The sequence below is a fragment of the Bacteroides cutis genome (assembly GCF_900241005.1).
GTDB classification, from domain to species: Bacteria; Bacteroidota; Bacteroidia; order Bacteroidales; family Bacteroidaceae; genus Bacteroides; species Bacteroides cutis.
The window spans coordinates 985,674-1,007,420 of the sequence record NZ_OEST01000001.1 but is presented as its reverse complement, the minus strand read 5'-3'; the positions used below and the strand labels follow the sequence as shown (position 1 = coordinate 1,007,420).

Annotated in this window: 16 protein-coding genes and 1 tRNA gene; 7 read left to right on the top strand and 10 right to left on the bottom strand. The window is 42.5% G+C overall.

Features of this window, described 5'->3' with window-relative positions:
* Positions 1–57: 57 nt before the first annotated feature.
* Positions 58–444: an START-like domain-containing protein gene (locus C1A09_RS03900; RefSeq protein ID WP_101542383.1), complete on the bottom strand. Its 387-nt coding sequence runs from the start codon at positions 442–444 to the stop codon at positions 58–60.
* Between the two features lie 258 nt (positions 445–702).
* Here C1A09_RS03900 and C1A09_RS03895 point away from each other — a divergent pair.
* Positions 703–776 (top strand) — tRNA-Met (locus C1A09_RS03895).
* 140 nt (positions 777–916) lie between these two features.
* A complete protein-coding gene (locus tag C1A09_RS03890) occupies positions 917–2,092 on the top strand; it encodes a DUF418 domain-containing protein (protein WP_101542382.1) in 1,176 nt (391 codons plus the stop codon).
* A gap of 154 nt (positions 2,093–2,246) precedes the next feature.
* On the opposite strand, the gene C1A09_RS03885 is transcribed toward C1A09_RS03890, so the two are convergent.
* The gene (locus tag C1A09_RS03885; RefSeq protein ID WP_101542381.1) at positions 2,247–4,802 is read right to left on the bottom strand and encodes a GH116 family glycosyl-hydrolase; all 2,556 of its coding nucleotides are present in this window, start codon (positions 4,800–4,802) and stop codon (positions 2,247–2,249) included.
* A gap of 460 nt (positions 4,803–5,262) precedes the next feature.
* Here C1A09_RS03885 and C1A09_RS03880 point away from each other — a divergent pair, with 460 nt between their 5' ends.
* The 4 genes from C1A09_RS03880 to C1A09_RS03865 are packed head-to-tail and all read left to right on the top strand — an operon-like array spanning position 5,263 to position 10,279.
* Positions 5,263–6,594, top strand: coding sequence for a TolC family protein (locus tag C1A09_RS03880; protein ID WP_101542380.1), 1,332 nt, complete (start codon positions 5,263–5,265; stop codon positions 6,592–6,594).
* Between the two features lie 35 nt (positions 6,595–6,629).
* Positions 6,630–7,721: an HlyD family secretion protein gene (locus C1A09_RS03875; protein ID WP_101542379.1), complete on the top strand. Its 1,092-nt coding sequence runs from the start codon at positions 6,630–6,632 to the stop codon at positions 7,719–7,721.
* A 14-nt stretch (positions 7,722–7,735) separates the two neighbouring features.
* Complete coding sequence (locus C1A09_RS03870; protein WP_101542378.1) at positions 7,736–9,376, top strand: efflux MFS transporter permease; 1,641 nt, start codon at positions 7,736–7,738, stop codon at positions 9,374–9,376.
* A gap of 36 nt (positions 9,377–9,412) precedes the next feature.
* Positions 9,413–10,279, top strand: coding sequence for a helix-turn-helix domain-containing protein (locus C1A09_RS03865; RefSeq protein WP_101542377.1), 867 nt, complete (start codon positions 9,413–9,415; stop codon positions 10,277–10,279).
* 23 nt (positions 10,280–10,302) lie between these two features.
* Here the strand turns inward: C1A09_RS03865 and C1A09_RS03860 are convergent, their stop codons facing one another.
* The 8 genes from C1A09_RS03860 to C1A09_RS03820 form a co-directional block, all read right to left on the bottom strand.
* Positions 10,303–11,742 carry an ATP-binding protein gene (locus C1A09_RS03860; RefSeq protein ID WP_101542376.1) on the bottom strand — a complete coding sequence of 480 codons (1,440 nt, stop codon included), beginning with the start codon at positions 11,740–11,742 and terminating at the stop codon, positions 10,303–10,305.
* 20 nt (positions 11,743–11,762) lie between these two features.
* Positions 11,763–12,884, bottom strand: a complete 1,122-nt coding sequence (locus C1A09_RS03855) for a sensor protein KdpD (RefSeq protein ID WP_101542375.1) — start codon at positions 12,882–12,884, stop codon at positions 11,763–11,765.
* Positions 12,881–13,636, bottom strand: a complete 756-nt coding sequence (locus C1A09_RS03850) for a hypothetical protein (protein ID WP_101542461.1) — start codon at positions 13,634–13,636, stop codon at positions 12,881–12,883. The genes C1A09_RS03855 and C1A09_RS03850 overlap by 4 nt, the downstream gene beginning before the upstream one ends.
* A 4-nt stretch (positions 13,637–13,640) precedes the next feature.
* Positions 13,641–14,231, bottom strand: coding sequence for a K(+)-transporting ATPase subunit C (locus C1A09_RS03845; protein WP_101542374.1), 591 nt, complete (start codon positions 14,229–14,231; stop codon positions 13,641–13,643).
* Positions 14,232–14,262: 31 nt separating this feature from the next.
* Positions 14,263–16,311, bottom strand: coding sequence for a potassium-transporting ATPase subunit KdpB (kdpB, locus tag C1A09_RS03840; protein ID WP_101542460.1), 2,049 nt, complete (start codon positions 16,309–16,311; stop codon positions 14,263–14,265).
* A 301-nt stretch (positions 16,312–16,612) separates the two neighbouring features.
* Positions 16,613–18,319: a potassium-transporting ATPase subunit KdpA gene (gene kdpA / locus C1A09_RS03830; protein WP_101542459.1), complete on the bottom strand. Its 1,707-nt coding sequence runs from the start codon at positions 18,317–18,319 to the stop codon at positions 16,613–16,615.
* A gap of 30 nt (positions 18,320–18,349) precedes the next feature.
* Positions 18,350–18,430, bottom strand: coding sequence for a K(+)-transporting ATPase subunit F (gene kdpF, locus C1A09_RS16700; protein WP_101542373.1), 81 nt, complete (start codon positions 18,428–18,430; stop codon positions 18,350–18,352).
* A gap of 341 nt (positions 18,431–18,771) precedes the next feature.
* Complete coding sequence (locus C1A09_RS03820; protein WP_101542372.1) at positions 18,772–20,115, bottom strand: sigma-54-dependent transcriptional regulator; 1,344 nt, start codon at positions 20,113–20,115, stop codon at positions 18,772–18,774.
* Between the two features lie 289 nt (positions 20,116–20,404).
* Here C1A09_RS03820 and C1A09_RS03815 point away from each other — a divergent pair, with 289 nt between their 5' ends.
* The gene (locus tag C1A09_RS03815) at positions 20,405–21,730 is read left to right on the top strand and encodes an aspartate kinase (protein WP_101542371.1); all 1,326 of its coding nucleotides are present in this window, start codon (positions 20,405–20,407) and stop codon (positions 21,728–21,730) included.
* Positions 21,731–21,747 lie beyond the last annotated feature (17 nt).

Here is a 21,747-nt window from a genome sequence, read left to right as displayed (position 1 = left end):
GAAGACACAAAAATAGCACAAAAAAGGGAGTATGGGAAATTTTTAATTGAAAGTTAACTAAAAACCACACGTTCTACGCAAAGTGTCTACTTGTGAGTCCCATAATTCTCGTAAATCATCCACGTCATCCTCATCTGTAAAATCTGTAATTTCAAGGACGAAATCATTTGTCAACTCACTATTTGTCATTTTTAATTCAAAATACTCACGTACGTTCTCATCGTCCAACCAGCGAAAACGAATAAAGGAATATGCCCGCACGGCTATAATCTCAGCATCACGTTTTTCGTTTTTCCCCCAAAAGAAGGAAACGGTTTTATCATCCGACTGCACCCTGTCTGCAAACCAGCCCTCCAAACCGGTAGGTGTGCTTATCGCTGTCCAAAGGATACTTTTAGAAGTCGCATTTAAAAGATATTGCAAATGAACTTTCTTTCTTTCCATAGTTTATTCTGCTTTCTTATTTGCGTCAGCCAAGATAAATACTTTTTTCTAATTACAGAAAATAATTCATTAAATTTATTTAGACGTATCTGTCAACAAAGTTCTAAACATCTGATAATGTGGCACAAATCTGTTAACATAAAAGGATAAAAAGCCCAAATTTCTTTCCGACCATCAAAGAAATAACAGAAAATCCTCATAAAAGTTTTGGCATTTTAAATAAAAGCTATATCTTTGCACCCGCAATCAAGAAATGATGGCGGGATAGCTCAGCTGGTTAGAGCGCATGATTCATAATCATGAGGTCCCCGGTTCAATCCCGGGTCCCGCTACTAATGAAGATTTAGACTGTTGAGAGGCTTCCACTCTTGGCGGTCTTTTTTTATTTTAAATCCTTTTGTGCAACACGAAAACGTAACCGATCAATGAAGGATCAATGTAACCATTGAAATATCATAATACAAAATAATTCATGGAACAACACATCGATAAAAATCCTCGTATCGAGGTAGTAGATGCCTTGCGAGGCTTCGCCGTAATGGCTATCCTTTTAGTTCATAACTTGGAACATTTCATTTTCCCGATCTACCCCACCGACTCTCCAAGCTGGCTGGATATATTAGACCAAGGAGTCTTCAACAGTGTTTTCACCCTATTTGCCGGAAAAGCCTATGCTATCTTTGCACTCCTTTTCGGATTTACATTCTACATCCAGAGCAATAACCAGAAGAAACAGGGTAAAGATTTCGGCTATCGCTTTCTTTGGCGTCTAGCGCTATTGGCTGTATTTGCAACTTTAAATGCAGCCTTTTTTCCTGCCGGAGATGTATTGCTACTGTTTGTTGTTGTGGGAGTTGTTTTGTTCCTCACCCGGAATTGGAATAATAAAGCTATATTCATAACCGCTGTCATCTTCCTATTACAACCTGTTGAATGGTATCATTATATAGCCAATCTGATAAATCCCGCACACCAGTTGCCAGATTTGAAAGTTGGTGAAATGTATACAGAAGTGGCAGAATATACAAAATCAGGCAACTTTTGGAATTTCATCTGGGGTAATATTACCTTAGGTCAAAAAGCCAGTTTATTATGGGCAGTAAATGCCGGACGTTTCTTCCAGACAGCCGGATTATTCCTTTTAGGTTTCTATATCGGCAGAAAACAACTGTTTGTCGCAACAGAAAAAAATCTCCGCTTTTGGACAAAGACATTGATAATATCCGCTATTTCTTTCGCTCCTTTATATACTTTGAAAGAACTGATTATGACAAACGATACAATCGTACAGCAATCAGCCGGAACGGCATTTGACATGTGGCAAAAATTAGCTTTCACTTTAGTATTGATAGCTTCATTTATCCTGCTTTATCAAAGTAAGAAATTTAATAAATCGGTTATGGACTTAAGATTTTACGGAAAAATGAGTCTTACGAACTATATATCCCAGTCTATAATAGGAGCGATTATCTATTTTCCATTCGGCTTATACCTCGCCCCTTATTGCGGATATACACTAAGCCTATTAATCGGCTTTTGCGTATTTCTTTTACAAGTAAAATTCTGTAAATGGTGGTTGACAGGACACAAACAAGGGCCGTTAGAATACATTTGGCACAAATGGACATGGATAGGGACAAACAAATGATTCTCGTAAAGAGAATTTTTATCGGATAAATTCCTCTTTCAATAGTACCTATTCATATCATAAATAATCTTGGCTAGAGATCAACCGATTAATATAAAGCGATGTAAGCTATGATGTTGAACACATTGGCTTATCTGTAAAACAGATATAAGCATCACTCTTTTATTCGTCGTCTGATTACTCGTCCATCTCCTTCTTTCAAAACAAAATTATCCAATTCCATCGTCTCCTCATTCCCGACAGTAAGAGATTTTAAATTAAGAGAACCACTCATTACTTCAATTGTAACCCCTGTGACACTGACATCGACAGTCCCCCATGAATATCCGTTACTCCAAAAATAATTTCCAGGACAATCTGTCACAGTCATACTCTTGTCCACACCGGAATATTGAAAACCACTTAAAGCAACAATGATAGACCAACTTGCCATCGAACGGGCATAATGATGCCCACACTCTGGTTCACTGAACGGATTTCGTTTAGCTCCATCATGACGATCACGAATAGACTGTATACAGGTCAATGCTTCCTTTTTCATACCTTCATAAATCATACCTACGGCCGCACAATACTCAAATCCAGTCATTACCTCGGCAAAATACGGGAATGGTACCTCCAAACGCCCCTTAGGCCAGGATGCCATAACTAAACCAGCTTCAGTTCCCAACACATAAGAACGCATATTATTGAAATGACGGCTAAAATCGGAAACATAATTATACTTCATGATACTATTCATTGTTGCTTGAATATATTCTTTTTTTCCTAAATAGCCTAACCCACACAGATGTGCCATATATTGTCCCACCAACTGATCTACCAGACAACCAGATCCTAATTGGAATGGTGGTATCTGAGCATTTGGATCATTCATGTCAATATATTCAAATGTTTTCGGGTCGGTAATTTTATGTTCATAATATTCACCATTGAATAAGTTCTGATCCATCCATTTACTACCATTTTCAAACAAAACGTTACACTTTTTTGCAAAATCTTTGTCTTGCATGGCAAGTGCCATTTTTTCTGCCGCTTTCAGTGCTCCCATATACCAAAATCCCATTTGCGGATTAGGGCCGTAATAGTCCACATCCATTGTATTATGTTGAGAACCTTCCATAATCCCATCCTGATTACCATCCCATCCTTTTTCTATCCAAGCATAAGAGAGAACTTTTTTTACTTGCATCCAATTATTTCTCAAAAAATCATTATCTCCCGAAAGTTGCCATTCACGATATATTTTCATAATACACCCCATTTGCCCATCAGCAGCAGCCGATTTTGGAGGATTAGCTTTGGAAAGGGGAAGAGACGCACGAAAATTCATTAACCCATTTTCCTTAGTAGCATAATTAAACTCCACATCCCTCATTGTTTTTGCCAAGTCACCAAAAAGATAAGGAGTAGCTGTCTCATAATTCCAAACATGTGTACATGAACCCGCGCATGAGCCAAAACGATCCATAACCCCTTCCCATCCCATCATGTGCCCGCTAGGAAGACGAAACACGGTTTGTGACCGTAAAGTAGCAAGATTAAACAAAGCAGCCTCCTTTACGACATCCGGATAAGATGTATTAAGCAAGGTATTTACAAATAATAAAGTTTTCTTCTCCAATTCAGGTATTTGCGGAATAATAGTCTCTGCCGCTTTCCAAGCATCCTGATATTTTTGACTATAATAATTACCAACTACAGTAGAAGACCATGCTTGGCGGTTCGGAAAATTCCAAGTGATATAAAAAGTAAATGTTTCTGTGCTTTGTGGTTTTATTGTCTTCTTTACAGATAAAGAAGCCATTGGATCTTCATCTTTCGATACCCCCCTTTCTGTCAATACACCGTCAGCACTGAAATCGTCCCAAAAATTTAATATTCCATTATTCCAGTCATTCGCTTTTGAAGAAGTACGAAAAGTTACACCATCGGTTGCTTGAGTTGTGAGAGCAATAGTTCCCCATGCCGGATCTTTTTTATCCACGCCGTCAGAATATAGATAAATCCCTCTCATTATATCACTTTCAATATATTTATTTTTATTATTTTTTACACCGACAGGAATGTAGTCACCTTTCCAGTCGGTCTGAAATTTACTTCCATCTTTACCGATAAAGTTACGCATAGACCCACATATAGCCACTTCAATCTGCCGTGTAGTACTATTAGTCACTTCATAAGAAAGTACGGCAATCGGTAATCCGCTTGCTTCCGCATTTCCAGGTATGAAGGGATTGAAGCCTTTTATTCTTACTTTTACCGGCAATTCTTCATCGGACAAATATACTTGTCCAAAAGGATAAGCTGCGCCAAATGAAGCCTTCGCAAAGCGTGGCATTCCATGATGATTAACCGGACGACCTTCATAATGGAGATATTCCTGAGTATACAAAGGACCTGCCAACAAAGTAGTAGTTGCTTTCTGTTGCCATGGTTTGACATAAATGGCGAAAAACGGAGCATCATTTCCAGTTGTAACCGTACTATACTTTTTTGCCGGTATATTCATAATTTCCCAATCCCGAAGTTCTCCACGACCACCAAGCGCTACAGTTCCAGTTCCAATACCTCCTAATGGCAAGGCTATCTGATAAAGATGTTCTTGATCATACTGTTTCAAAACCGGCCATTCTTGCGGTTTCCATTCTTGAGCAGTCATAATACTGGAAAACAACACTCCAGCTACCACTAGTTTGAGTTTATTCATGTATATAATCATTAAGTTTGTAAATAGCAGAATAGGTCTACTTATAACAACATTACATCAAGATGAAGAGTAAAAACACAATTAACGAGATTTACCAGATATATTTTTTACTCATTATATTGTATTGGCAAATGTAATGATTTAGTTCAACAGCTATTGAGATATTCACTTGCTTTCAGTTCTTTTTTCTTGTTTTCACTAATCTCAGATATCGCCTATCTTGTTCATTTCAATTTATCCTTTTACCGATAGAATACTCCACAAATTATTTATATGACAGAAATACGGACAAAAAAACAAAAGTACAACAGCCTTTTAACAAATACTTGTTTGCTTTTGAGGGATAAACCAAGTTCAAAAAATGCAGAAAAAGGAAAATGTGAACACAAACAGTTGATATATGGATAGACTTGTTCAACGATAAGCCGCTAACTTTGTGGGAAATTATCAGTTGTATATCATGAAAAGACTACTATTCACTTTTACTTTTTTCTGTTTACTTGTCGTAGGAGGACACGCACAAAAGGTTCTAACCCTGAAAGAGTGCCTTGAGATAGGGATTAAGAACAATTTATCCTTAGAAAGTAAACGTAATGAAATACAGAAAGGTAAGTACGGCATTTCTGAAAATCGTGCAAGGTTATTACCGCAAATCAATGGCTTCGCTAATTATAATGATAACTTTGATCCACCGGTATCCGTTACCGATGGTTCAGCATATGGTAATCCTTACAACGTTACTTATACCTTGCAGCACAATGCCAACTTCGGGCTGCAACTACAAATGCCGCTTTACAACCAGACACTCTACACCACTATGTCCATTGCCAAAACAATGGACGAACTGAACCAACTTTCTTACGAGAAAGCACGGGAAGACCTCATTCTGGAAATTTGTAAATTGTATTATCTGGGACAAACCACAGTCGAACAAATCACTCTGACAAAAGCGAATATCATCCGGCTGGAAGAATTGAAAAATATCACCATGGCTTTTTTCGATAATGGAATGGCAATGGAGGTCGACGTAAAGAGGGTAAACATCAATTTGGAAAACCTGAAAGTACAATATGATAATGCAAAGGCAATGCTGGAACAACAGATAAACCTGCTCAAATATATCATTGATTACCCAACAAACGAACAGGTAACCCTGACCCCGGTAAATCCCGAAAATATTACCCCAGTCGCATTGACCGGCCTATCGGAAGGTTTGTATGAGTTACAACTCATACAATCACAAAGGATGATGGCTGAACAACAAAAAAAGATGATTGGACACGGTTATATTCCCTCTTTAAACTTGACAGGCAACTGGATGTTTTCCGCTTATACAGATAAGGGGTATCATTGGTTTCATAGTGGTCCTTCCAATCATTGGTTCCGTTCTTATGGGATAGGATTATCCTTGCGTGTACCGATATTCGACGGTCTGGATAAACGGTATAAAACCCGAAAAGCAACAATTGATATAGAAAACATAAAACTGGCACAGGAGAACACTCGCAAGAACTTGCAAACACAATATCTGAATGCCACTAACGACCTGATGAACAATCAACGTAATTTCAAAAAGCAGAAAGACAATTATCTGTTAGCGGAAGATGTGTATACAGTCACTATGGACCGCTATCGGGAAGGTATCACTTCGATGACCGAAGTCCTTCAGGATGAAATGCGGATGAGTGAGGCACAGAACAATTATATCAGTGCACATTACAATTACCGGGTAACCACTTTGTTGTTGCTGAAACTCACGGGACAAATAGAAACATTGATTAATCATCAGTAATTTTTCAAATAATCATATTAAATAGTATAACGGATATGGGAACAAAAGAAATTGACAGCGCAACAAATACACATCAGGAAAAAGCAAAAAAACTACGGAAGTTACGCCGTTGGCAAATCGTGGTCAGCCTGATAGGCATAGCAATTATCATTTGGGGAGTAATTCAGGTTGTCTGTCTCTTCCTAGACTATAAACAGACTGAAACGAGTAACGATGCCCAAATAGAACAATATATTTCGCCCGTCAATCTGCGTGCATCGGGTTATATCAAGAAGATATACTTCACCGAACATCAGGAGGTACGCAAGGGAGACACATTGCTTGTACTAGATGACCGTGAATACAAAATCCGCGTAATGGAAGCCGAAGCCGCCTTGAAAGACGCACAAGCAGGAGCTACCGTCATCGGAGCCACCTTACAGACCACACAAACCACGGCTTCAGTCTATGATGCTTCCATTTCAGAAATAGAAATTCGACTGGCAAAATTGGAGAAAGACCGCCAACGTTATCAAAATCTGGTAAAAAGGAATGCAGCCACTCCCATACAGTTAGAACAGATAGAAACAGAATACGAAGCTACCCGCAAAAGACTCGAGGCAACAAAGCGCCAGCAAAAGGCCGCTTTCTCCGGCGTAAATGAAGTATCTCACCGACGGGAAAATACCGAAGCTGCCATTCAGCGGGCAACAGCTGCTTTAGAGATGGCACGGCTGAATCTCTCTTATACGGTAGTGGTGGCTCCCTGCGATGGTAAACTGGGACGCCGTGCGCTGGAAGAAGGTCAGTTTATCACTGCCGGACAGACCATCACTTACATTCTGCCCGATACACAGAAATGGATTATTGCCAACTACAAAGAGACTCAGATAGAGAACCTGCATCCGGGACAGGAAGTCGTCATCACAGTGGATGCCATCAGCAACAAGAAATTCACGGGAAAGATAACGGCCATATCCGGCGCTACCGGCTCCAAATACTCTCTGGTTCCTACTGATAATTCCGCCGGAAACTTTGTAAAGATACAACAACGCATACCAGTACGCATTGATTTCACCAATTTGTCTAAAGAGGAGAATGAAAAACTGGCGGCAGGTATGATGGCGGTAGTGAAAGTAAAACTTTAATCATCAATTATCCTATGCCTTCATATCCAAGAAATTACCCATTCTACAACTGGGTACCAAAACCGGTTGGCATTATTATACTGGTATTATTCTTCCTACCGATACTCACGGTGGGAGGAACCTACTCGGTGAATAGTACTGAGATGATGAGCGGACTGGGTATTATTTCCGAGCACATCCAATTCACTAACTTTGCCACATCAATAGGTATGGCGGCTTTCTGCCCTTTTTTGTACCGGTTGGTACTCATCCGCAGGGAGAAAATGATGTGTATCGCCGGTTTCTCGCTAATGTATATATTCAGTTACATCTGCGCCAAGACCGACAGTATATTCCTGCTGGCGCTTTGCAGCCTACTCACAGGATTTCTCCGGATGGTACTGATGATGGTCAATCTGTTTACCCTCATCAAGTATGCCGGACATATAGAGGCCTATGAGAAAATAACGCCCGGCAACGAACCCGCAACCGGAGAAGGTTGGGACAAACTGGATATCGAGCGGAGTGCCGCCCAACCCGCCATTTATCTGTTTTTCATGATATTAGGACAGATAGGAACTTCACTCACTGCCTGGCTTGCCTTTGAATACGAATGGCAATATGTATACTATTTTATGATGGGTCTGCTGTTGCTCTGCATCCTCATCACATTCATTACGATGCCCTATCATAAATATACCACACGCCGTTTCCCCATCAATTTCAAACAATTTGGCAATGCCTCCATTTTCAGTATTACACTGGTTTGCATCACTTATGTATTGACTTACGGAAAAGTGCTCGACTGGTATGATGACCCCACCATACAATGGGCCACTATCTGCGCCATTATTGCGGGTGGACTGTTTATCTATATAGAAGCCACCCAACGTAATCCCTACTACCAATTGGATGTATTCAAGCTACGCACCATCCGTATGGGATTTCTGTTGTACTTCTTGTTGATGGTACTTAATTCCAGCGCCATGTTTGTCAATGTGTTTACAGGGATAGGGATGAAACTGGATAACTTTCAAAATGCCACACTGGGTAACTGGAGCATGCTGGGATATTTCATCGGCGGCATTGCCACTATCTGGCTGAGTGTGAAAGGGGTACATTTCAAATATCTTTTTTCCACCGGTTTCCTGCTGTTGGGACTGTCTGCTATGTTCATGTACTTTGAAGTGCAAGATGCCGGATTGTATGAACGCATGAAGTATCCGGTCATCATCCGTTCCACAGGCATGATGTTACTCTATTCACTGATACCCACATTCGCCACCCAGCGCATGCCCTACAAGTACCTGTCTTCCTGGATTTGCACCATGCTCACCGTACGCATGGTATTGGCTCCCGCTATCGGTACCGCCCTTTATACCAACGTACTGCAAGAAAGGCAACAATATTACGTCACCCGGTATGCACACGATGTAGACATGTTACACCCCGAAGCATCCGCATCATTTACCCAAACCGTACAAGGGATGCAATACCAGGGAAAAAGCAAGCAAGAAGCAGTCAATATGGCCGCCATGTCCACCAAAGGCCGCATACAAATACAAGCCACACTTTCTGCCGTGAAGGAAATGGCAGGATGGACATTATATGCCTGCTTCATTTGTATGATATTTGTAGTTGTAATACCCTATCCTAAACGAAAATTACTAACTTAGCACTGTTTTAAGTATAGAATAGTGATTTCCCGTAATATGAATCTTCAACAGGAACAGTTAAACCGCCTCGACCGTGCATTGGCGGACGGACAAGATATTTGCAGTTCAGAAGGTATACTCTATGCCTTTCCCGAATCTTTAATGAAGCCTTTTCCGGTAAACGGAGTGGGTATTATCATTTGTCAGCAAGGAAGTTTTACATTTTCACTTAACGACAAGGTTTTCTCCGCCCAAGCGGGTGAAACAGTTTTTATTCCTGAAGATTGTTTCTTTCAGGTACAACAAGCCTCACAGAACATCGAAGTCTTTATACTCGTCTATCAGATAGAACCGATACGGGACTTTATCGGTAATACGGTAGCTTCAATGTATCTGTACTCGCAACTCGCAACGGAGCCGTGTTATGTATGGAATACCGGCGAAGAGGAAGAAGTTATGAAATATATGTCTCTGCTGGACAACACGCTACAAATGGGCGAAAATACTTATAACCATTATGAACAGAAATTATTGTTGCTGGCATTGACATACAGGATATGTTCCATCTACAACCGCAAGCTTATTACCAACCGGGAAAACGTAGGGCACAAGCATGACGTTTTTATCCGGCTCATCCAGTTGATTGAGCAGAATTATACGAAAGAGCGCGGCGTGGAGTTTTATGCCGATAAACTTTGTTTGTCTCCCAAGTACCTGTCGGCCCTGTCCAAATCAATCTGCGGATATACTGTACAAGAGTTGATATTCAAATCCATTATCCGTAAAAGTATATCACTCCTTAAGAATACACAAAAGAATATTCAGGAGATTTCCGATTTCTTCAACTTCCCCAATGCTTCCTATTTCGGCACTTTTTTCAAGAAGCAGACAGGCATGTCACCCCAACTGTACCGTAGAAAGTAAAGCAAGGAGAACGCTGCAAAGTGTTATGCTTTTAGCCGCATAATGAAACGGCTGCCTTTTCCCAACTCGCTTTGAACGGTCAAAGTGCCACCATGAGCCTCTATAAAATCTTTCGAGATGGAAAGTCCCAACCCACTACCCTGTACTTTAGTTCCGGGTACGCGGAAATAGCGGTCAAAGATACTCTGGTGGTAACGCGGGTCGATACCTTTACCAAAATCCTGCACATACATTTCCACAAAGTCATTATCATGCCGGGCACCGATAATCACACGTCCGTTCTCTTTAGAGTAACGGATGGCATTGCTCAAAAGATTGGTCAGTACCCAAGCTATCTTCTCACTGTCAACAAACAATTTCGGCATCTTTTCTTCCGGATACTCCACTTCTATCTGAATACCGAACTTATCGGCCTGTACCCGATTGGCTTTGATGGCATATTCTATCAGTTCGATAGGTTTGGTTATCTTCGGCATCATTTGCAGTTTGCCAGCCTCCACTTGTGTCAGGTTCAGCAGCTCTCCGGTAATGTCCAGCAAACGGCCGGCATTGTCTTTAATACTTTTTGAAAGTTGTTCCTGTTCACCGTTCAAAGCCCCTATTCTCTTATCCTCGAGCAATTGCAGACTCATCAGGATAGCCGATATTGGCGTTTTCAGTTCGTGGGAAATGGTAGAGATAAACGTAGTTTTTGCTGTATCCAGTTCTTTGAATTCCGTGATATTCTTCAGTAGGATAACATCACCCAGATTACGGGGTTCGTCTTCGTCGGCTTCCGAATTAAGAATGGTGATATAAGAAGCTTTGAAATAACTCTCCTTATTATCCGCATAGATTTTCAACGGTTCTTTCTTTTCGCCGGGAGTTACCAACTCACGTACCAGTCGACGGAGTAAATCATTCTTCAACGACAGTTCTTCGGCAGAATGGCGAATTACCTCTTCCCGCTTAAGATTGAGAACGGTCAGCGCTTCGTGGTTGATAAAGAGAATTTCCCGTTCCCGGTTCAGGCCAATAATCGGTTCGTCAATACTATTGACGATCGCTTCCAGAAACTTCTTGGCAGCCAGGATATCATTCAGCGTACTGGCACGATATTCCGCCAAGCGTTCCGCCATACGGTTAAAACCATTGGCTACCGCACGAAACTCCTCATGACCACTCATATTAAGCCGTTTCTCATAATTGTGATTAGCTATCTCAAGAATACCTTGCGTCAGTTCCCGGATAGGTTTATTAATAGAACGGGGTAACCAAATCAGCAATACGATACTGGTAAGGATACAGATACCACCGACAATCGATATCCATAACAATGCACGTTGCAGACCGGGCATTGCCGCCGGACTGTCCGGTTCGGTTGCCGTCAGAATTTGCAGGTTCACAACAGACAAGGCAACTAATAGAATTATCATTCCCGCCAATATACCTACGCTTAGTATTAATTTTGTTCGAATATTCATAACTCTTCTCTAATTAAAATTTATGCAAGTATAATCAAATCTATATTCCCTTGTGCCAGTTTACTCACAAATTTTCTGTATTTCAATATCATAAACAATGATTGCGGCAGACGAAAGGAAGGACTTCCCATACATACGGTCGTTATCTGCTTCTCTTTACAAGTTTCCACAATACTTCCCAACACATCTTTGGACTGCACCTGTACTACCTCTCCACCCAACTCGGCAACCAATTTAAAATGGTTCAACAGGTATCGCTGGCTCGCCAATTCTATGCGATCGGTACTTTCACGGGGAGTCTGCACATAGAGAGCCACAAAAGAAGTATTGTAGCGGGTGGCCAAACGTGCTGCTTTGCGAATGATACGCCGTGGCGTCTTTTCGTGACTACTGATACAGGCAAGAAACTTCTCATGGCGAACCCCGACATTCGCCACCACTTCATTCTCTACCTGTTTTTCTACCCGGAGCGCTACTTCCTTCAATGCCAGTTCGCGCAACTGAAGGATATTCTCTATCCGGAAGAAATTAGTCAACGCTGTCTGTATTTTCTCCGGACGGTAAATCTTTCCGGCTTTCAGACGGGTAATCAGTTCATCGGCAGTCAGGTCAATATTTACCACCTCGTCGGCTTCCTCCAGCACACTGTCGGGAATACGTTCTTTCACTTCTATACCGGAAATACCCTGTACCTCCTCATTCAAGCTTTCTATATGCTGGATATTGACGGCAGAAATGACATTGATACCCTCACTCAGCAAATCCATTACATCCTGCCATCGCTTCTCATTCCTACTTCCCTCTACATTGGTATGCGCCAGTTCATCTACAATCACAATTTCAGGATGGCTTCGGACGATTGCCTCCAAATCCATCTCCTCCAGCTCCTTCCCTTTATAGAAAATCTTGCGGCGGGGAATGAGAGGAAGTCCTTCAAGCAACGCTTCCGTCCCGGTACGTCCATGAGTCTCGATATAGCCAATCTGTACATCTACCCCATTATCCAACAGTTCATGTGCTTCCTGGAGCATACGGTATGACTTGCCCACCCCGGCAATCATACCGATGTAAAGTTTGAACTTGCCATAGCGGGATTTCCTTATCAAGTCCAGGAAATGCTGTACGCTTTCTTCTCTGTTCATGGTTTCAAAGTGATGCCAAATACCAGATGTGCATCCTCCATACGTGGATTCCAGATGGCATGAGCAAACACCGGTATAGCAAACTTATCTGTTATCTTTATATCCGTCGTAGCCTTCAAAGCCAAATTGGTCACGGCAAAACCATTATTGGATATTCCATAAACGCCTATACCGGCTTCATAAGGCAAAAAGCCGCAAGTAGCGTTCAAGTCGACGGACTTGATACTGAACGGATAATTCAATTCGACATAAGAAGAATAATTCTGTTTTCCTTCTTCATTTTTGTCGGCACCGGCAAACATGGTATACCAGCTTATTGATAATGGGAATTTCTTCATAGGTAATGTATATGCCAGCCCCGCTTCAAAATGATGAGCTGTTTCATGGCTCTTAAAATTAAAATACTTACCGGCTCCCTGCCCTGCCCACCAGAGACTGGCCAAAGAAAGTATAAAACCTGATTGACCTAAAGTATAAGCGGCCGTCAAGTCTATCTCTTTCGCAGCCACACCTTCCGAAGCAACGGTTCCATCAAAATCGGTAGAGCCCCATGCCGTCAACGAAAAATTACCGATACCAAAACCCAATGTCGGCTGAAAGCTGGCACCGGTCTGATAAAAGCCACGCCACACGTATGAGCTTACCAAGTCACCTTGTATTTTAAACTCTTGAGCCTGCACTTGAGTGATCCCTGTAAAACATGCTGCAACGGCAACAACCATACTAATGAAAAGTATTTTTAAAGTATTCATATTCTTATTCGTTATTTCTTTTGTTAACTCCATTTTCCTCTAAAGCGATGTTCAGTTTCAGTACATTCACCTTTTCCGTACCGAACAAACCGAATAACGGTTTCTCCACAGTTTTGTCAACTATCGCCTTTACATCCGCCTCATTCATGCCACGTGCCTGTGCCACCCGCTTCACCTGTATATAGGCACAGGCAGGAGTGATATCGGGATCCAGCCCGGAACCACTGGCGGTAACCATTTCGGCAGGAACATCCTTGCGACTCAAATAAGGATGATGCAACAGGAAAGTATCTATACGGGCTGCCACTTCAGCAAGATATTCCTCATTGGTAGGCCCCTTGTTACTGCCGGCAGAACCGGAGGCATCGTAACCGGCACCGGCGCAGGAAGGACGTCCCCAAAAGTAGATATCTTCCGTAAACTGCTGTCCCACATTGGCAGCGCCTACTACTTTCCCATTCAGGGTGGCCACTTCCGCATTCCCCTTGTTGGGACCGGCAAATTGTGCAAATATCCACAAAACAAGAATATAAAAGACGGAGAAGAACACGCAGAATGCGAGTGTTATTTTAAGTGATTTCCAAAGAGTTTTCATTTTTCCTTTTTATTATTAGTTAATTGATAATTTAGAAGAATAAACCGACTAACATATCTATCAGTTTAATACCTATGAACGGTGCAATAACCCCGCCTACCCCATATATCAGCAGATTACGGCGAAGCAGCGCACTGGCACCTATCGGCTTATATTGTACTCCCTTCAAAGCCAACGGTATCAAAATCGGAATAATGACAGCGTTGAAGATGACAGCCGAAAGAATAGCCGTTTCAGGAGTATGCAATTCCATGACGTTCAGCGGTGCCAGTTGCGGTATGGCAACCATGAACAAGGCAGGAATAATGGCAAAATACTTGGCAACATCGTTTGCTATGGAGAAAGTGGTCAGCGTGCCGCGTGTCATCAACAACTGCTTGCCTATTTCCACGATTTCAATCAGTTTCGTCGGATCATTGTCAAGATCCACCATATTACCGGCTTCCTTGGCAGCCTGCGTACCACTGTTCATGGCAACACCTACATTGGCCTGTGCCAATGCGGGAGCATCATTCGTACCGTCACCCATCATAGCTACCAGCTTACCTGCCTGCTGTTCCTTCTTGATATATTCCATCTTATCCTCCGGCTTAGCCTCAGCAATGAAATCATCCACACCTGCCTTTTCCGCAATATATCTGGCAGTCAACGGGTTGTCACCGGTCACCATCACCGTTTTCACTCCCATCTTGCGAAGACGTTCAAAACGTTCCCGGATACCCGGTTTGATAATGTCCTGCAACTCGATGACACCTGTTACCTGCCGGTTGACACATACCACCAACGGAGTTCCACCATTACCGGAGATTGCCGAAATGACTTCTTCCACTTCTCCGGGAAACTTATTTCCGGCACTCTCCACAATCTTACGGATGGCATCAAAGGCGCCTTTTCGGATTTGGGTTCCGTCCGGCAAGTCCACGCCAGAACATTTGGTTTCGGCGGTAAACAAAATCATGCGGGCGCCGGTCGTGTTCAAATCGCGCATCCGATAGCCGTTTTCACGCCCCAAATCGATGATGGATTTTCCTTCCGGAGTTTCATCGGAAAGTGAAGAAAGCAGACAGGTTTCTATAAAAAGCTTCTCGTCAACGCCTGGAGCAGGATGAAACTTCGTAGCTTTACGGTTACCGATAGTGATGGTACCGGTCTTATCCAATAACAAAGTATCAATATCACCGGCAGTTTCTACTGCCTTGCCCGATTTGGTGATGACGTTGGCACGCAACGCACGATCCATGCCCGCAATACCGATGGCAGAGAGCAAACCGCCGATAGTAGTCGGTATCAGACAGACAAACAGGGAGAGAATGGCGGCAATAGAAATATATGTACCCGGATGGTCGATATTGGTATAGTCCGCCATCGGTATCAGAGTGACGCACACAATGACAAACACCAATGTAAAACCAGCCAAGAGGATAGTCAACGCTATTTCGTTCGGTGTTTTCTGCCGGGTGGCTCCTTCGACCAGCGCAATCATCTTGTCGAGGAAACTTTCACCCGGCTGCTGGGTTACCAATACTTTTATCTTGTCGGAAAGCACTTTTGTACCTCCTGTCACGGAACTCTTGTCACCACCCGCTTCACGAATAACCGGAGCAGACTCACCGGTAATGGCGCTCTCGTCAATAGATGCCAATCCTTCTACTATTTCACCATCGGCAGGGATTGTATCACCGGCTTCACAAATAAAATAATCCCCCTTCTTCAGACGTGAGCTACTGATACTGCGAATTTTACCATCGACCAGGATTTTGGCGGGAGTCTCTTCACGGGTTTTGCGTAAGCTGTCTGCCTGTGCCTTACCACGTGCTTCGGCGATGGCCTCGGCAAAATTGGCAAACAACAGGGTGGCAAACAGAACTATAAATACCAGGAAATTATATCCAAACGTCCCATATTCCGGAGTTGTCAACGAGAGCAAACAGACAACCAACATAATAGCTGTCACTACTTCTACCGTAAACATGATCGGGTTCTTTATCATCACCCGTGGATTTAGTTTCACAAATGACTGTCTCAAACTTTCCATGATTTGCTCCTTTTGAAATAAAGAAGCTGATTTTTTATCTTTCATATCTTTAGTTATATAAAATAATACTGTACGGACCAGAGTTCTATACCTGTTACCTTTCCTATAGGGACTTAATTCCTCTCATCCTTATATCGAAGGTCTGAATATCCGGAACTCTTCATTCAAAACATCCCCATGTTTTACCGTAAAACATCCGGGTCTTTTGGGCAAAAACATCCCCATGTTTTGGGGCAATACATCCGGATGTTTTGACCTCTCAGTCCCAATATCAAAGGAGATAAGTATACAAGTCTTTCCGGTTAAGTGCAGATGCCTTGTACGTTGCATATAGTTTCACCGTCGGTTACATTGAGAAATGTTCGGCAATCGTACTCAGGGCATGTGCCGGGAAGAAAGACAGGGCAGCCACAATGAAGATTACAACGAAAGTCATAATGCCGAACGTCAGCGTGTCTGTCTTCAGAGTACCGGCACTCTCCGGAATAAATTTCTTCTCTGCCAATAAACCTGCGATGGCTACCTGCCCCACAATCGGAATGAACCGGCTCAGAATAAGTACCCAACCGCATGCATAATTCCAGAACGGAGTATTATCACCCAGCCCCTCAAAGCCCGAACCATTGTTTGCGGCACAGGAAGTGAACTCGTACAACTGTTCGCTCAGGCCGTGAAAACCGGGATTGTTCAACCATCCGCCCTCGCCCGCAACGAAATCGGGATGGTAGGTATAGAGGTAACTGGACAATGCAGTACCGACCAAGATCACAAACGGATGGAGTAAAGCTACAATAGTGGCAATTTTCATTTCGCGTGCCTCTACCTTCTTGCCCAGAAATTCCGGTGTACGCCCCACCATCAGTCCGCTAATGAATACTGCGATAATAATGAACGTATAATAATTCATCCAACCCACTCCGACGCCACCGAACCAGGTATTAATCTGCATGTTCAGCATTTCCATCAATCCACTAAGAGGCATCGTCGAATCGTGCATGCCATTGACCGATCCGTTGGAAGTGACCGTTGTCGTGATACTCCACAAGGCAGTGGCTCCAGCCCCTAAACGAACTTCTTTGCCTTCCATTGCCCCACCGTCTTGCGCAATGCCCAGTTCATCAATACGCGGATTACCATTCATTTCCTGATAAACATTGATGCCGACACCTACCAGATAGGCAAAAAGCATCACTCCATAAATACTATACGCCAATTTCTTTCGTCTCGTATAGAAGCCCAGCGCAAAGACCATCGCCATCGGGATAATCAAGATAGCCCAACATTCCGCTATATCAGACAGATAAGTAGGGTTTTCCAAAGGATGCGAGGAGTTTACCCCGAAATATCCACCGCCGTTGGTACCCAACTGCTTGATGGGAACGATAGCTGCCGCAGGACCTTGTGACACAAGTTGTTCCTGACCTTCCAATGTGGTGACTTTCATCTTACCCTCAAATCCCATCGGTGTTCCTTGCGTGATAAGCAGAAAACCGACAACCAGTGAAAGTGGCAACAAGATACGTGTACAGCTCAGAACCAAGAAGTTCCAGAAGTTACCTATCGTTTTCGTGGTTTTGGAAGCGATGGATTTCATGATACCCGCCATAGCCGCCATGCCGGTAGCGGCAGTAATGAACTGGAAGAGCATGATGACAAACAATTGGGTGAAATAGGTCAGACCGCTTTCACCGGAATAGTGTTGTAAGTTGCAATTTACCATAAAGCTGATGCAGGTATTAAATGCCTGACTGGGAGTTTGCGGACCATTTCCATCCGGATTTAACGGTAACCAATGCTGTGTAACCAACAATATCATACCCCAGATAAACCAAAAGGCGTTCAATATCAAGAGAGCTTTCAGGAATTGTTTCCAGTTCATCTCTTCCCGAGGATTAATGCCTCCTACTTTAAAAATCAGTCTCTCAACCGGCTTCATGAAGTCCGATCCTGTTTTTTCTCCTTTATATACCTTTGCAATGTATTTCCCCAGCGGGTAGGATAATCCCACCATCAGAAAGATCTGCAAGGCTATACCTAAAATTTCCGTATTCATTTCATTCATTGATTATCATTTACAAACCTCTCAAAACTTCTCGGGCTTCAAAAGCACATACATCAAGTACCCGAACACCGCTATACCTAATACAAATAATATTGTGTACATAATCCCTCTCCTTTAAATCTTTTCAAACCAATCTACACACTTCCAGAAAAGCCAGAAAGCGAACAAGCCGCTCAACAGGCAGAGAATAAATGAAATAGTTGTTCCCATGTTTTTACCTTTTAAAATGTTACTATATGTTTTTACCGGGAAAGTAAGATGCCAAAGATGTGCCAAAGAATGAAGTTACACTATAAGTAACTAATAAACAGAGAGGTGTATATTATATAGAGAAAGAAATAAACAACAAGCACCCTTCCAAAATGGAAGGGTGCTTGTCAAAATAGAAGGAGTAATAGTAGTAAAATAAAAAATGCACTTTAACAAAAAGATTGAAAATCCAACTATATCTTATATTCCTCAATCTTACGGTACAAGGTGGTCAATCCAATCTTCAGGAGCCGTGCAGCTTCCGTCTTATTCCCTTTGGTGTATTCCAATACACGGGCTATGTGGCGGCGTTCCATAGCCGAAAGTTCAAAACTGCCGGAAGCATTATCGTCCGATTGTTCATAATGGACATTCTGAATTTCGAGTGGCAAGTCTTCCACTTCCAGCCGTTCGCCCTCACAGACAATCAGGCTACGTTCTATCACATTGCGCAATTCGCGGATATTCCCTTTCCAGGGCTGTTGTTCCAGGGCGGCAAGAAATTCGGGAGAAATCTCACCTATCGCACGCGACAGTTGTACGGAGAAGTTCTTCACAAAGGCCTTTGCCAGCAAGCGGATATCGCCCATACGTTCACGTAAAGGCGGCAGATGTACCTGGAAAACACTGAGACGATAGAATAAATCCTCACGAAAACGGTCTTTGGAGATCTCTTCCGGCAAATTACGGTTGGTTGCAGCGATAATGCGCACATTGACACGAGTGGGTTTCGTGTCCCCTATCTTGATATATTCTCCCGTTTCAAGGATACGCAACAGTTTGGCTTGGAGTTCGAAAGCCATCTCACCTATTTCATCCAAAAAGATAGTGCCGTTGTTGGCCTCTTCGAACAATCCTTTCTTATCTTTCAATGCCCCAGTAAACGAACCCGCCTTATGCCCGAACATTTCACTTTCCAATAGTTCCTTACTGAACGAAGAACAATTCACCGCTACAAAACTCTGCTTGGCACGTTTACTATTATAATGAATAGCTTGGGCAAAGACTTCCTTACCGGTTCCCGTCTCTCCGGTCAACAGCACGGGTACGTCTGTCCCTGCCACCTTGCGAGCTAATGAAACAGCATCCTTCAGGACTTTGGATTCTCCTAAGATAGAATCGAAAGAATAAGCCTGCCCCATTTTCTTCTCCAATTTCTCTAACCGCACGTTCATACGTGCCTTCTCGACGGCACGACTTATCAGAGGAATAATCTTATTATTGTCGTCTCCTTTGGTGATATAGTCGAAAGCACCGTTTTTAATAGCCTGCACTCCATCGGGGATATTGCCGTGCGCCGTCAAGAGAATAACCTCTACATTAGGAGCGGCTTTCTTGATGGCCAGCACTAAATCGACACCATTCCCATCAGGAAGAAAGACGTCGCACAACGCCACATCCGGACCTTGAAGTTCCAATTGTTTCAAAGCAGCCCTGCAATCACCGGCCTGACAGACTTCATAACCTTCCAGTTCCATCATGCGTGCCAATAAGGTACGAATTTGTACCTCATCATCAATGATCAATATCTTACTCATATCAAAAAATAGATTTTAAATGACAAATGGTAAAAACAGGGACGTGCAAATATAGAATTTTTCCATAAAAGCAACGGCACATCTTTTGAACTTTTATAGACGAGAGTCTGAATGCAAAAAGGTATGAAAAGTAGTAGATCCTCATCAGGACAACCGTAGAAAAGCATAAAGACAGATATCAGGTCTGCTATCACGCCTTTTCATTTTGATAAAAACATGCTAAAATGAAAAGGTAATAATGCCTTCTCTCAAATTAATAATAAATGAATAATCAAAAAAAGAACAAAAAATGAAAGTTTGCAAATTTGGCGGAACTTCCGTCGGTACAGTAGAAAGGATGAAACATGTAGCTGAACTTGTCGCAGATGCTACCCCCAAAATAGTAGTATTGTCTGCCACGGCAGGCACTACGAATTATTTGGAAGAGATTGCGGCAAGCCTTTTCAGCCGTGATATTGAATTGGCACATGATAAGATAACTCGTCTGGAATTTCAGTTCATAGACTTTGCCAACGAACTATTAACGGACAAACTCATCAAACAGGAAGCAATTGATTATATTCTCGAACGCTTTCAGCAAATATGGAAGTTTACTAAAGACTCTTTTACCGCCATCGAAGAAAAGGAGGTACTTGCACAAGGTGAATTGATCAGCACCGCTTTGATGAATTTCTATCTGCACGAACAGAAAGTCAACAGTACACTACTTTGCGCTTTCAACTTTATGCGTACCGGTCTGGATGGCGAACCTGATTTAGATTATATAGAAAAGCGGCTTCAGAACGAAATAAACCAATATCCGAATACGCAACTTTTCATCACACAAGGTTTTATTTGCAAAAATGCTTACGGTGAAACAGATAATCTGAAACGAGGAGGCAGTGACTATACAGCCTCTCTCATCGGGACGGCCATCCAAGCCGAGGAAATACAAATATGGACAGATATTGACGGCATACACAATAATGACCCGCGTGAAGTAAGCGGTACACATACCGTGAAACATCTCAGTTTTAATGAAGCCGAACAACTGGCATTCTATGGAGCTAAAATCTTACATCCATTTTGTATTGCACCGGCAAGGAAACGTAATATTCCGGTACGACTACTCAACTCTATGGAACCTACAGCAACAGGTACACTGATATCCGACCGGCAAGATGCCAATGTTATCAAAGCCATAGCAGCCAAAGATAACATCATTTATGTCAAATTCAGGTCTAATCATGCCCTGTGTCCCTATTTATTCATCAGCAAAATATTTGAAACATTCGCTAAATACCGTACCCCCCTCTGTCTGTTGGTATCTTCCAATCTGGATATATCTGTTGCCATAGACAATTGCGAGCGTTTATCCGGTATACTATCCGAACTAAATCGTTATGCAAAAATACTGGTAGAAAACCGCATGAGTATAGTTTCCGTGGTAGGGAATATGCAATGGCAACATACCGGATTTGAGGCAGAAATTATCGAAGTGTTGAATGACATCCCCTTACGAATGATTTCCTATGGGAGCAGTAATAACGATGTAGCGTTCGTCATCAAGACCAGTGACAAAAAAAAGGCTCTACAAGCCCTTAATGATAAACTCTTCCAACCGGAAGAAGTATAAAAACTATTATCCAAACA

Excerpts from the sequence above, each read along its gene's own strand:
- C1A09_RS03875 (WP_101542379.1), top strand. The coding sequence starts at position 6,630 with ATGGGAACAAAAGAAATTGACAGCGCAACAAATACACATCAGGAAAAA.
- C1A09_RS03860 (WP_101542376.1), bottom strand. The coding sequence starts at position 11,742 with ATGAATATTCGAACAAAATTAATACTAAGCGTAGGTATATTGGCGGGA.
- C1A09_RS03815 (WP_101542371.1), top strand. The coding sequence starts at position 20,405 with ATGAAAGTTTGCAAATTTGGCGGAACTTCCGTCGGTACAGTAGAAAGG.
- C1A09_RS03850 (WP_101542461.1), bottom strand. The coding sequence starts at position 13,636 with ATGAATACTTTAAAAATACTTTTCATTAGTATGGTTGTTGCCGTTGCA.
- C1A09_RS03865 (WP_101542377.1), top strand. The coding sequence starts at position 9,413 with ATGAATCTTCAACAGGAACAGTTAAACCGCCTCGACCGTGCATTGGCG.
- C1A09_RS03890 (WP_101542382.1), top strand. The coding sequence starts at position 917 with ATGGAACAACACATCGATAAAAATCCTCGTATCGAGGTAGTAGATGCC.
- C1A09_RS03820 (WP_101542372.1), bottom strand. The coding sequence starts at position 20,115 with ATGAGTAAGATATTGATCATTGATGATGAGGTACAAATTCGTACCTTA.
- kdpA (WP_101542459.1), bottom strand. The coding sequence starts at position 18,319 with ATGAATACGGAAATTTTAGGTATAGCCTTGCAGATCTTTCTGATGGTG.
- C1A09_RS03900 (WP_101542383.1), bottom strand. The coding sequence starts at position 444 with ATGGAAAGAAAGAAAGTTCATTTGCAATATCTTTTAAATGCGACTTCT.
- C1A09_RS03885 (WP_101542381.1), bottom strand. The coding sequence starts at position 4,802 with ATGAATAAACTCAAACTAGTGGTAGCTGGAGTGTTGTTTTCCAGTATT.
- kdpB (WP_101542460.1), bottom strand. The coding sequence starts at position 16,311 with ATGAAAGATAAAAAATCAGCTTCTTTATTTCAAAAGGAGCAAATCATG.
- C1A09_RS03870 (WP_101542378.1), top strand. The coding sequence starts at position 7,736 with ATGCCTTCATATCCAAGAAATTACCCATTCTACAACTGGGTACCAAAA.
- kdpF (WP_101542373.1), bottom strand. The coding sequence starts at position 18,430 with ATGTACACAATATTATTTGTATTAGGTATAGCGGTGTTCGGGTACTTG.
- C1A09_RS03845 (WP_101542374.1), bottom strand. The coding sequence starts at position 14,231 with ATGAAAACTCTTTGGAAATCACTTAAAATAACACTCGCATTCTGCGTG.
- C1A09_RS03880 (WP_101542380.1), top strand. The coding sequence starts at position 5,263 with ATGAAAAGACTACTATTCACTTTTACTTTTTTCTGTTTACTTGTCGTA.
- C1A09_RS03855 (WP_101542375.1), bottom strand. The coding sequence starts at position 12,884 with ATGAACAGAGAAGAAAGCGTACAGCATTTCCTGGACTTGATAAGGAAA.